We start from the raw sequence: 11,823 nt of genomic DNA, 5'->3' as shown, positions 1-11,823 counted from the left end.
CCGCCGAGCAGCGCAGCGGCAGGCGGATAAGGGCACGTGCTGTTTGAGCGAAGCGAGTTTGCACGTGACCCCGCCTGACGTGAGCAGCGCAGGGGACCCCGAAGGGGCGGTGACGTCGGCCGGCCAAGGGCACACCGCCCCCCGCCGCGCCCCCGAACCGATTGGCACACTGCCCCCCGCCGCGCCCCCGCACCTACCCCTCACATCCCCACGTAGTTCGGCCCGCCGCCCCCTTCAGGCGTCACCCACACGATGTTCTGCGTCGGATCCTTGATATCGCAGGTCTTGCAATGCACGCAGTTCTGCGCGTTGATCTGCAGCCGTTCCTTGCCCGTCGTCGCATCCGGCACGAACTCATAGACCCCTGCCGGGCAGTAGCGGCTCTCGGGCCCCGCGTATTCCGGCAGGTTGATCTCCGTCGGCACCGCCGCGTTCTTCAGCGTCAGATGTGGCGGCTGGTTCTCTTCGTGGTTCGTGTTGCTCACGAACACCGACGAGAGCCGGTCGAAGGTCAGTTTGCCGTCCGGCTTCGGGTACACGATTTTCTTGCACACCGATGCACGCTTGAGCCGCTCGTGGTCGGCCTGCGTGCGATGGATGGTCCACGGAATGTGCCCGCGCAGCACGAACTGCTCGATGCCCGTCATCAGCGTGCCGACCGTCAGCCCCTTCTTGAACCACTGCTTGAAGTTGCGCGCCTTGTTCAGCTCCGTGTAGAGCCAGCTCTTCTCGAACGCGGCGGGATAGGCCGTCAGCTCGTCGTGCTGCCGCCCGGCCATCACGGCCTCGTAGGCGGCGTCTGCCACGAGCATCCCGGTCTTGATCGCCGCATGGCTGCCCTTGATGCGGCTCGCGTTCAGGTAGCCCGCCTCGCAGCCCACCAGCGCGCCCCCCGGGAACACCGTCTTCGGCAACGACAGCAGCCCGCCCGCCGTGATCGCGCGCGCACCGTAGCTCAGTCGCTTGGGCGCCTTCAGACCCTTGTCCTGGCCCTCGAAGTACCAGCGGATGTTCGGGTGCGTCTTGAAGCGCTGGAACTCCTCGAAGGGGCTCAGGTGCGGGTTCTGGTAGTCCAGCCCGACCACGTAGCCGATGATGAGCTGGTTGTTCTCCGCGTGATAGACGAAGGAGCCGCCGTAGGTGTCCGACTTCAGCGGCCAGCCCGCCGTGTGCACGGCCAGCCCCGGCTCGTGGCGCGCCGGGTCGATTTCCCACAGCTCCTTGATCCCGATCGCGTAGCTCTGCGGGTCCTTGCCCTCGTCCAGCTTGTACCTGGCGATCAGCTGCCGGCCCAGGTGGCCGCGCGCGCCCTCGGCGAACACCGTGTACTTGGCGTGCAGCTCCATGCCGAGCTGGAAGTGGTCGGTCGGCTCGCCGTCCTTGCCAATGCCCAGGTTGCCGGTGGCCACGCCGCGCACCTTGCCATCATCGGTGTAGAGCACCTCGGCCGCCGGAAAGCCCGGGAAGATCTCCACGCCCAGGGCCTCGGCCTGCTGCGCCAGCCAGCGCACCACGTTGCCCAGGCTCACGATGTAGTTGCCCTCGTTGTGGAAGTTCTTCGGCAGCATGAAGTTGGGCGTGCGCGTCGCGCCCGTCTCGCTCAGCATCAGGAAGGTGTCCTGCGTGACGGGCTGGTTCAGCGGCGCGCCTTGCTCCTCCCAGTCGGGCAGCAGCTCGAACAGCGCGCGCGGGTCCATGATGGCGCCCGAGAGGATGTGCGCGCCCGGCTCCGAACCCTTCTCGAGCACCACGACCGAGATCTCCTTGCCGTGCGAGGCGGCCAGCTGCTTCAGGTGGATGGCGGTCGAAAGGCCGGCGGGACCCGCGCCCACCACCACCACGTCGTATTCCATGGTTTCGCGGGGGCCGAACTGGGCGAGTATTTCGTCGTGCGTCATGTGGGTCTCGTCGATAATGTTTTTGAAGGTGCGAGGCACCGCGGAGGCCGGATCATTTTATGCGGCGGCCGCTGTCCGCCGAAGGCTCGCACCGGCGACCCCAACAGGATTCTCGTCATGGCCTACAGCATCGATCTCTCCGGCCGCGTGGCCTTCATCACCGGCGCCTCCAGCGGCCTGGGCGCGCAGTTCGCCAAGGCGCTCGCGCGGGCCGGCGCCGCGGTCGTGCTCGCGAGCAGCCACACCGACAAGCTCAAGCAGCTGCGCGCGCGCATCGAAGGCGAAGGCGGCGACGCCCACGTGGTCGAGCTCGACGTGACCGACATCGGCAGCATCAAGGCCGCCGTCGCCCGCGCGGAAACCGAAGTCGGCCCCATCGACATCCTGGTGAACAACTCCGGAGTCAGCACCACCCAGCGACTGGAGGAAGTGGGCACACAGGACTACGACTTCATCTTCGACACGAACGTCAAGGGCTCCTTCTTCGTCGCGCAGGAAGTCGGCAAGCGCATGCTGGCGCGCGCGAAGGGCGCGGCGCCGGGCACCTACATCGGCGGGCGCATCATCAACATCGCCTCCGTCGCGGCCTTGCGGGTGTTGCCCAAGATCGGCGTCTATTGCATGAGCAAGGCGGCGGTGGTGCAGATGACGAAGGCGATGGCGCTCGAGTGGGGCCGCTTCGACATCAACGTGAATGCGCTGTGCCCCGGCTACATCACGACCGATCTCAATGAGGACCACTGGTCCTCCGACGACGGCCAGAAGCTGGTGGGCATGCTGCCGCGCAAGCGCGTGGGCAAGCCCGACGACCTGGACGGCCTGATCGTGTTGCTGGCCAGCGGCCAGAGCCATTTCGTCAACGGCGCGGTGATCGCGGCCGACGACGGCTTCTCGCTCTGACGCGGCCCGGCGCCGCCCCTCAGGCGCGCGGCAGGACGATGCGCGCCTCGAAACCGGTCGCGGAACCCGGCGGCGGCGATGCCAGTTCGAGTCGCGCGCCGTGCTTCTCGACGATGGTCGCGACGATCGACAGGCCCAGCCCATAGCCGGCGCGGCTGGACGCGTGGCGCACGTGGCGTTGCTGCAGCGTGCGAAGCTGCTCCGCGCTCACGCCCGGGCCGAAATCCCGCACGGCCAGCGTGCACGGCACCATCACCTCGAGCACCACACGCCCGCGCCCATAGTGCAGGGCGTTCTCCACCAGGTTGCGCAGGGCGATCGCGAGCGCGTCGACATCGCCGAGGGCCACCGGCGCCGCATCGTCCGGCACCCTCAGGGACAGGCGCTCGTTCACCCGCGGGTCCTGCCAGAACTCCTGCGCCACCGTGCCGGCGAGCCGGACCAGATCGACCCGCGCGCGCGCCAGTGATGCGCTGGATTCCGCCCTGGAGAGCTGCAGCAGCTTCTCGGTGCGGTGGCCGAGCACCTGCAACGCATCCAGCGCGCCCTGAACGTCTGCTCGCGAGAGATCATGCTCCAGCGCGGTCTGCAGCCGCAGGCGCGCGGCGGCCAGCGGCGTGCGCAGTTCGTGGGCGGCGTTCTCGGCCAGGGCGCGTTCGACTTCGAGCGCCTGCGAGAGCCGCTCCAGCAGCCGGTTGACGTTGTCGCCGACGGTGCGCAGCTCGCGCGGCAGGCCGGGGAGCTGGATCGGGCGCAGGTCCGTGCCGCCGCGCAGCTCGATCTCGCCGGAGAGCGCCTGGATCGTGCGCAGCTCCTTGCGCGCCACGTTGCGCAATACCAGCGCGAGCAGCGGCAGCACGGCGCCGAGGGGAATGATCAGCCCGAGCAGCGTACGGTTGAGCGCGGCGCGCCGGTCACGCAGCGGATCGGCGACCTGGAGAAACAGATCCTTCGTGGGATGCTGCAAGGTGTAGATTCGCCACCCCTGGGCATTGGCGAAGCCCGGAGCGAGCGGCACGTCGAAGGCGTTGGCGTGGGCCTCCATGGAGCGCAGCAGCACCCGTTCGTGCACATCGACCACCTGGAAGAGCAGCGTATCGTTCGGAAACAGCTTCGGTGGCGCGACCAGCGGCGCGCGCGCCTGGGGGTTCTCGCGCAGCAGCGTCTCGAGCTGCTGCTGCGCCATGTCGAACATCCGGTGCGAGACTTCCACCAGCTCGCTGTCGAAGTTGTGGTTGACTTCGCGGTCCACATACCAGACCGTGCCCAGCACGCACAGCAGCCACACCCCGCCGACCCAGAGGATGAGCGTGCGCGTGAGCCGGCCGGCCAGCGAGTCCCGCCTTCCAAGGCTTTCGTTGCCGGCCCGCTCCAGCAGATTCAGTTTCATTCTCCTTCCTTCTCCTCGTCCGGCGAGAACGAAAGGCGGTAACCCAGCCCGCGCAGCGTCTGGATGTGACTGCGGCCGAGCTTGCGGCGCAGGCGGCTGATGAAGACTTCCAGGGTGTTGCTGTCCGCCTCGTCGCCGAAGCCGTAGAGGGCGTCGGCCAGGTTCTCGCGCGTGTGGATGCGGTCGGGCCGCGTCGCCATCACGCGCAGAAGCGCCCATTCCTTCTGCGTGAGCGTGACCGGGACACCGTTCTTGCGCACCATCTCGCGCCCGAGGTCGACCTCCAGCGTGCCCAGCTTCAGCACGGGCGAACTGCTGGCGCTGCGCCGGCGCTCGACCGCCCGCAGGCGCGCGAGGAGTTCGGCCGGGTCGTAGGGCTTGATGAGGTAGTCGTCCGCGCCGGCGTCGAGGCCGCGGATGCGGTCGGTCACCTGGTCGCGCGCGGTCAGGACGATCACGATCGGGCGTTCGCGCAGCGCGCGCACCGTGGGCAGCAGGGACAGGCCGTCGCCATCGCCCAGGTGCAGGTCGAGCAGCACGGCCGCGTACTGCACGCCGGCCAGCGCGGCGCGCGCCTCGGCGAGGCTGGGCGTGACGTCCACGACGAAGGCCTTGGCCTCGAGGTAGCTGCAGACCGCGCCGGCGAGCGCGGTGTCATCTTCGACCAGCAATATCCGCACCGCAGCCTCCATTCAAAGAATGCCGAGTCTAGTTCGCCTTCAGGCTGCGTTAAGGCCGCAAAACTAAGCTGACTGCTGCATGACTCGTTCCTCTTCCGCCGGTCCTCGCCCTTCCTCCTCCCCCGCGATCGCGGCCACGCCGTGGTCCACCCTCGATCGATGGTTCGCCCGCCCGCGTTCCGCGCGCCACGTGATCGTCGGGCTGAGCGTCTACCTGGCGCTCACCGCCAACTGGCCGCTGTGGCTCGAACTGGCTCGCATCGGCGGCGCGCCGAGCATCTACGTGCCGTCGATCGTCGTGATGGCGCTCCTCACCGTCTGCAGCAGCGTGGCGCTGCTGTCCCTCACCGCCTGGTCGCGCTGGATGAAACCGATCTGGATGGCGGTCGTGGTGCTGGCCGCCGTGGCCCAGCACTACATGCTGAGCTACCGGGTCGTCATGGACCCCAGCATGATGGCCAACGCGCTGCAGACCGACCCGAACGAGGTGCGCGACCTGCTGAGCTGGCGTCTGCTGTTCAACGTGCTGGCGGTGGTGGCCTTGCCGGCCTGGGCGCTGTGGCGCGTGCGCATCGTCCCGATGCACCCCTTCTCGCAGATCTGGCGCAATGCCCTGCTGCTTCTTGCCGTCTTCGCGATCGCCGCCGCGAGCATCATCGCGATGGGCCGGCAACTGGCGCCGCTGATGCGCAACAACGTCCATCTGCGTTACATGATGAATCCGGTGGCGAGCCTGTTCTCGACCGGCTCGACGCTGATCGAGCCGCTGTTCCAGCGCAGCGGCAGGCTCAGTCCCATCAGCGCCGGCTCGGCGCTCGGCGCCAGCTATGCGGCGCAGGCCAGGCCGCCGCTGTTCGTGCTGGTGGTGGGCGAGACGGCGCGCGCCGACCACTTCGCGCTCAACGGCTACGCGCGCGACACCACGCCGGAGCTTGCCGCGCGCGGCGTGCTGAGCTATCGCAATGTGCACTCCTGCGGAACCAACACGCTGGCGTCGGTGCCCTGCATGTTCTCGCCCCTGGGCAAGGAGGGCTACGAGGCGCGCAAGAACGAGTACGAGAACCTGATGGATGTGCTGCAGGCCGCCGGCCTCGCGGTCTCCTGGCTCGACAACCAGGCCGGCTGCAAGGGCGTGTGCGACCGGATTCCCAGCGCCTCCGCCTTCGATGGCCTCGACGCGGCCGCGAAGCGCGCGCTGTGCGACGGCGACGAATGCCTCGACGACGCCTTGCTCCAGGGCCTGGACCAACGCATCGCGGCGCTGCCGGCCGAGCGCCGCGGCAAGGGCGTCGTGCTGGTGATGCACCAGATGGGAAGCCATGGGCCTGCCTACTACAAGCGCTCCTCGCCCGACATGAAGCGTTTCACGCCCGAGTGCAGGACCAACGCCCTGGCCGAATGCAGCCATGCCGAACTGGTCAACGGCTTCGACAATTCGATTGCCTACACCGACCGCTTCCTGGGCAAGACCATTGACTGGCTCAAGACCCGCTCGGGCGACTACGACACGGCCATGCTCTACCTGAGCGACCACGGCGAATCGCTGGGCGAATACGGGCTCTTCCTGCACGGCGTGCCCTACAGCTTCGCGCCCGAGGCGCAGAAGCACGTTCCGATGGTGACCTGGTTTGCCGATGGCATGCTCGCGCGGCGCAAGCTCTCGCACTCCTGCATGCAGGCGGGCCTGGACACGCCGCTCTCGCACGACAACCTCTATCACACCGTGCTCGGCCTGATGGACGTCGCTACGCCGACCTACAAGCCCGCGCTGGACGCGCTGGCTTCGTGCCGCGGCATCAAGCCGGGCGGCTGAGCCGGCCTTGCCGGGACCCCGCTACTTCTTCTCGCGCGGCACGCGCCCCATCAGGAAGAACTCCGCGTTCGGCTGCATGCCGCTGAAGCTGGCCATGCGATTGCTCAGGCCGAAGAAGGAGGTGATGGCGGCGATGTCCCAGATGTCCTCGTCACTGAAGCCGTGGGCATGCAGCGGCGTGAAATCGCTCTCGTCGATCTCGTGCGAGCGTTCGCAGACCTTCATCGCGAAGTCGAGCATGGCGCGCTGGCGCGGCGTGATGTCGGCCTTGCGGTAGTTGACGGCCACCTGGTCGGCGACCAGCGGTTTCTTCTCATAGATGCGCAGGAGCGCGCCGTGCGCAACCACGCAGTAGAGACACTGGTTGGCGGCGCTGGTGACGGTGACGATCATCTCGCGGTCACCCTTGGTGAGCGAGCCTTCCTCCTTCAGCATCAGCGCGTCGTGGTAGGCGAAGAAGGCGCGCCACTCGGCCGGCCGGCGCGCCAGGGCGAGGAACACATTGGGGACGAAGCCCGCCTTCTCCTGCACCTCCAGCACCGTCTTGCGGATGTCGTCGGGCAGGTCTTTCAGCTCGGCCATGGGGTAGCGCGCGGTCATGGGTGTCTCCTGTTGCGGGGCTTGCATCATAGGCATCGGCTCAGCCGGAGCGCCGCCGGCAGCCTTCGGCGCGAGCACGGCCAGATCGCTTTCGTCCTTCAGTTCCACGCCCGTCAGGCCGCGTCGCAGGGATTCGCGCAGCAGCCATGCCAGCCTGAAGGCGGCCAGGCCGTGGGCAAGCCCTTCGGGCCGCACGTTCGAGATGCAATTGCGCTCGGCGTCGCTGCGGCCGCGCCGCGGCGAATGCGTGATGTAGATGCCGAGGCTGTCGGGCGAGCTGAGCCCGGGGCGCTCGCCGATCAGCATGACCGACAGCCGCGCGCCGAAGAGTTCGCCCACCTCGTCCGCGAGCGCCACCCGAGCCTGCGAGGCGATGACGAGCGGCGCGATGCGCAGGTGCGCCGGCAGGTGCGGACGAAGGGCGGCCAGCAGCGGCACGGCATGGCGCGCGACCGCCAGCGACGACAGGCCGTCGCCGATCACGATGCACAGGTCGCAGGGCGGCCCGGCCAGCGCGCGAAGGTCCTGCGCGTCTTGCGCGTCGAGCTGGCGGCCCAGGTCGGGGCGGCGCAGATAGGTGGCGCGGTCCGGCGCCCGGCTGCGCACGCGCGTCACCTCCCAGCCGTCGGCGCGCAGGCATGCTTCGAGCGCGGCGATGTCGAGGGCGGCGTGGATCGCGTCGCGCGCCATGGCGTGCGCCCAGCCGAAGCGCAGCACCTCATCGGTCGGCATGCCCGCGCCCGCGCGGCCGAGCGCCAGGCGCGCGGGCGTGGCGTCGCGCCACTCGCGCCAGGGGCTTCTGGTGACGATGTCGTCCGTCATGCGCCCAGCGCCTTCAGCGCGTTCATGCCGGCGAGCAGCCGGTTGGAGGAGGGCGGCCGCAGGCGGCCGGCCTCGTCGGTGATGTCCATGCGTCCCAGCCAGGCCTCGAACTCGGGCGCGCGCTTCAGGCCCAGCGACTCGCGCAGGAACAGCGCGTCGTGGAAGGATGTGCTCTGGTAGTTGAGCATGACGTCGTCGGCTCCCGGCACGCCCATGATGAAGTTGATGCCCGCGGTGCCGAGCAGCACGAGCAGCGTGTCCATGTCGTCCTGGTCGGCCTCGGCGTGATTGGTGTAGCAGACGTCGCAGCCCAGCGGCAGGCCGAGCAGCTTGCCGCAGAAGTGGTCTTCCAGTCCGGCGCGGATGATCTGCTTGCCGTCGTAGAGGTACTCGGGCCCGATGAATCCGACCACGGTGTTGATCAACAGCGGCTTGTAGCGCCGCGCCAGCGCGTAGGCGCGCGCCTCGCAAGTCTGCTGGTCGACGCCGAAGTTGGCATCGGCGGAGAGCGCGCTGCCCTGGCCGGTCTCGAAATACATCACGTTGTCGCCCACGGTGCCGCGCCTGAGCGAGAGCGCGGCGGCATAGGCCTCGTCGAGCAACTCGGGCGTGACGCCGAAGGCGCGGTTGGTCTTCTCGGTGCCGCCGATCGACTGGAAGACCAGGTCGACCGGCGCGCCGGCGGCGGCCAGCTTCAGCGTGTGGGTGACGTGGGTCAGCACGCAGCTCTGGGTCGGGATCTCGAAGCGCCGGATCACCTCGTCGAGCATGCGCAGCAGGTCGGCCAGCACGGACATGCTGTCGGATGCCGGGTTGAGGCCGATCACCGCATCGCCGGCGCCCATGAGCAGCCCGTCCAGCGTCGAGGCCGCGACGCCGCGCAGGTCGTCGGTCGGGTGGTTGGGCTGGAGCCGCACCGACAGGTGGCCCGGCAGGCCGATGGTGTCGCGAAAGCGCGTGACCACGCTGCACTTGCGCGCGACGGCGATGAGGTCCTGGTTGCGCATCAGCTTCGAGGCCGCGGCCACCATCTCGGGCGTGAGCCCGGGGGCCAGCGCCGTCAGGGCCTGGGTGTCGGCGGGCTCGGACAGCAGCCAGTTGCGAAAGTCGCCCACCGTCAGATGCGACACCGGCGCGAAGGCCCGTGCGTCGTGCCCGTCGATGATGAGCCGTGTGATGTTGTCGTCCTCGTAGGGAACGAGCGCTTCGGTGAGGAACTGACGAAGCGGCGTGTCCGCCAGCACGTGGCGCGCGGCCATGCGCTGCTGCGCGGTGGCCGCGCCGATGCCGGCCAGGTAGTCGCCCGAGCGCGCGGGGCTCGCGGCGGCCATGACCTGCCGGAGGTCGTCGAAGCCGAAGACCTGGGAGTCGATCGTCGTGCGGTAGCGCATGTCAGTGATTCAAGCGTGCAAGCCCTGGGGCGAGCCTCAGGTGGTTGAAGGGATCTCGGTGCAAGAGCGATGCGGCCGTGCCTCGCAATAATGGACCGTTTTCACTCATCCAGGAAATTCCGTGCGTTCCTACTTTCTTGCAGCACTCGTGTCCCTTTGTTCGTTTTCCGCCGCGTGGGCCCAGAGCCCGGTCACCACCGCCAGCGGTCTGGTCTACCAGTCGTTGAAGGAAGGCACCGGCGCCTCGCCCGCCGCCACCGACATCGTCAAGGTCCACTACCGCGGCACCTTCCTCGACGGCAAGGAGTTCGACAGTTCCTACAAGCGCAACGAGCCGACCGAGTTTCCGCTCAATGGCGTGATCCCCTGCTGGACCGAGGGCGTGCAGAAGATGAAGCCGGGCGGCAAGGCCAGGCTGACCTGCCCGCCCTCCATCGCCTATGGCACGCGCGGCGCCGGCGGCGTGATTCCGCCCAATGCGACGCTGAACTTCGAGATCGAACTGATCTCGGTCACGAAGCGCTGAGGCCGTCGCATCGCTCCGAAGGCCCGGCCCTTGCCGGGCTTTTTCTTTTTTGCGGCGCCGCCAGAATTCAGCAGTTTCCTGGGGGCGATTCGGGCCGAGAATCCCGCTCCCATCGCAGCGCTTTGTCACGAGCGATGCGATGGGCGTCTGGAGGATGGAGGCGCCGCGCGTTCGCGGTGAACCCGTCGTCCCGGCGTCTTTCCGGACACCTTCGCGGCGGCAGATGCCGCGCGGGTGTTGCCATTCTCCATGTCTCAAAGGGAAACAATGAGTATTTCGCACACGACGCACGCTCGCCGCTCCGCGCGCCGGCTTTCGCATCTCGCATCGGCCGCCTGCCTGGTGGTCGCTGGCCTGACATCGGGCATCGCGGCGCATGCCCAGGTCGGCACGCAAAGCATCGAGGGCGTCTTCACCGACGCCAACAGCGCGCCGGATTGGACGATTTCCGGTCTGCGCCTAGGCAGTCCCCTCATGCCGACGACCGACGGCAGCGGCTGGCTGCGGCTGACCCCTCGGGTCGATGCCGTGCTCGGCCAGGTGCAAGCGAACGCCAAGTTGGCATCCGGGGTTCCGATTCGGGCGGAGTTCGACTATCTGATGTGGGGCGGCCAGTACGACGGCCTGGCCATCTACTTCGCCGATGCGAACGCGGCAGGTGCCGGCCAGGGCGGCGAGCCGGGCGGTGGCCTGGGCTACTGCGGCATGGCGGGCGCCTATCTGGGAGTCGCACTTGACGAAGGGGGCAACTTCTCGAACAACTACTGCGGCATCGGCCGCTTCCATTTGCCGGGGCCGCTGGAGGGGACCGCCGTCACCGGCAGGGGCGTTCACGGCAATGCGGCCGCGGTGCGCGGCCCGCAGGCTGACAAGTATCCGTACGTTGCCGGCGCATCCTTGAACGACTCGATGGAGATCTGCTTCACCTGCACCGATCGCAGCAAGGCGAGCGCGCCATCCGTGCGCCACGTCGTGCTCGACATGAAGCCGCGTACGCCGGCCAGCTCCGGCTATGTGCTGAACCTGACGGTGAACGGCCGGGAGATCCTCAAGAACGTGGACTTCGCCTACACGCCGCCGGCGGAACTCCTGATGGGGCTTGCCGCCACCAACGGGGCGGGCGGCGCCAACCATGAGGTCCGCAACCTCAAGCTGACGGTGGACGGAAAGACGACCGCGACCAACTGCGCCAATGGCGTGGGACCTGATGGCAGGCGCCTGCCCATCGACAACCCGCTGGCGAAGTGGAACATGTGGGCGAACGTCGGCAGCTACTTCGGCGGCAAGGCGCCTGCGGAACTGGTGGACGGCGACCTGGCCCAGAAGGGATGGAACGCGGTCGCCCCCTGGTCTGCCCAGGAGCCCACGCTGAAGCCGGGCGTCTGCATGGAGGTCGGCCCCCAGACCACGGACGGAACGCCCGTCCCGGTCAACCAGATCGTGATCGTGTCCAGACAGGACGACCCGGCGAATGCCGTGGAGCCCACCGACAGCACGGAGTTCACCAAGCACGGCGCGGTTGATTTCTTCATCAACTATTCGACGGACCACAGTGTCTCCTGGCATGCGGTTCCAGGGGCGGAGGACGTCAGGGGCAACAACAAGGTGAAGCGGGTGTTCAACCTGCCCAAGACCGAGCTGGTGACCAACGTCTCGATGTTCATCTGCAAGACCGCCGACGGCAAGACCTCTCCCCTGGTCGAGCTGCTGGCCTGGGAAAAGAAGTAAGGCGTCAGGCCTCCGGGCGCATCCATCAGTCAGCCCAGCCCTGCGCTGGGCTTTTTTCTTGGTGCGTTGTGAGAC

General features: G+C 68.1%; 9 protein-coding genes and 1 pseudogene. 4 read left to right on the top strand and 6 right to left on the bottom strand.

Going from position 1 to position 11,823, the window contains the following annotated elements; all coding sequences use genetic code 11:
• Positions 1–200: 200 nt before the first annotated feature.
• Positions 201–1,898 (bottom strand): electron transfer flavoprotein-ubiquinone oxidoreductase, encoded by a 1,698-nt coding sequence (locus AC1DNF_RS31365; RefSeq protein WP_478152566.1) that lies wholly within the window; start codon positions 1,896–1,898, stop codon positions 201–203.
• A gap of 117 nt (positions 1,899–2,015) precedes the next feature.
• Here AC1DNF_RS31365 and AC1DNF_RS31360 point away from each other — a divergent pair, with 117 nt between their 5' ends.
• Positions 2,016–2,798 carry an SDR family oxidoreductase gene (locus tag AC1DNF_RS31360; RefSeq protein WP_478152565.1) on the top strand — a complete coding sequence of 261 codons (783 nt, stop codon included), beginning with the start codon at positions 2,016–2,018 and terminating at the stop codon, positions 2,796–2,798.
• A gap of 19 nt (positions 2,799–2,817) precedes the next feature.
• Here the strand turns inward: AC1DNF_RS31360 and AC1DNF_RS31355 are convergent, their stop codons facing one another.
• Both AC1DNF_RS31355 and AC1DNF_RS31350 read right to left on the bottom strand, forming a co-directional pair.
• Positions 2,818–4,188 (bottom strand): sensor histidine kinase, encoded by a 1,371-nt coding sequence (locus AC1DNF_RS31355; protein WP_478152564.1) that lies wholly within the window; start codon positions 4,186–4,188, stop codon positions 2,818–2,820.
• Positions 4,185–4,868 carry a response regulator gene (locus tag AC1DNF_RS31350; RefSeq protein WP_478152563.1) on the bottom strand — a complete coding sequence of 228 codons (684 nt, stop codon included), beginning with the start codon at positions 4,866–4,868 and terminating at the stop codon, positions 4,185–4,187. The genes AC1DNF_RS31355 and AC1DNF_RS31350 overlap by 4 nt, the downstream gene beginning before the upstream one ends.
• Positions 4,869–4,947: 79 nt before the next feature.
• Here AC1DNF_RS31350 and AC1DNF_RS31345 point away from each other — a divergent pair, with 79 nt between their 5' ends.
• The gene (locus tag AC1DNF_RS31345) at positions 4,948–6,681 is read left to right on the top strand and encodes a phosphoethanolamine transferase (protein ID WP_478152562.1); all 1,734 of its coding nucleotides are present in this window, start codon (positions 4,948–4,950) and stop codon (positions 6,679–6,681) included.
• A 21-nt stretch (positions 6,682–6,702) separates the two neighbouring features.
• On the opposite strand, the gene AC1DNF_RS31340 is transcribed toward AC1DNF_RS31345, so the two are convergent.
• The 3 genes and pseudogenes from AC1DNF_RS31340 to AC1DNF_RS31330 all read right to left on the bottom strand — a co-directional run bounded on the left by AC1DNF_RS31340 (position 6,703) and on the right by AC1DNF_RS31330 (position 9,494).
• The gene (locus AC1DNF_RS31340; protein ID WP_478152569.1) at positions 6,703–7,281 is read right to left on the bottom strand and encodes a peroxidase-related enzyme; all 579 of its coding nucleotides are present in this window, start codon (positions 7,279–7,281) and stop codon (positions 6,703–6,705) included.
• Positions 7,282–7,353: 72 nt separating this feature from the next.
• Positions 7,354–8,103: pseudogene (gene eutC, locus AC1DNF_RS31335) on the bottom strand (ethanolamine ammonia-lyase subunit EutC); the annotation flags it as partial.
• A complete protein-coding gene (locus AC1DNF_RS31330) occupies positions 8,100–9,494 on the bottom strand; it encodes an ethanolamine ammonia-lyase subunit EutB (protein WP_478152561.1) in 1,395 nt (464 codons plus the stop codon). The gene AC1DNF_RS31330 and the pseudogene eutC, both read right to left, overlap by 4 nt.
• A 121-nt stretch (positions 9,495–9,615) precedes the next feature.
• On the opposite strand from AC1DNF_RS31330, the gene AC1DNF_RS31325 reads away from it, so the two are divergent.
• Both AC1DNF_RS31325 and AC1DNF_RS31320 read left to right on the top strand, forming a co-directional pair.
• Positions 9,616–10,020: an FKBP-type peptidyl-prolyl cis-trans isomerase gene (locus tag AC1DNF_RS31325; RefSeq protein WP_478152560.1), complete on the top strand. Its 405-nt coding sequence runs from the start codon at positions 9,616–9,618 to the stop codon at positions 10,018–10,020.
• Positions 10,021–10,287: 267 nt separating this feature from the next.
• Positions 10,288–11,748 (top strand): L-type lectin family protein, encoded by a 1,461-nt coding sequence (locus tag AC1DNF_RS31320; RefSeq protein WP_478152559.1) that lies wholly within the window; start codon positions 10,288–10,290, stop codon positions 11,746–11,748.
• Positions 11,749–11,823: the final 75 nt, after the last annotated feature.

The sequence above is a fragment of the Variovorax sp. 01T432 genome, assembly GCF_056398605.1.
This window is presented reverse-complemented; position numbering and strand designations above follow the sequence as displayed.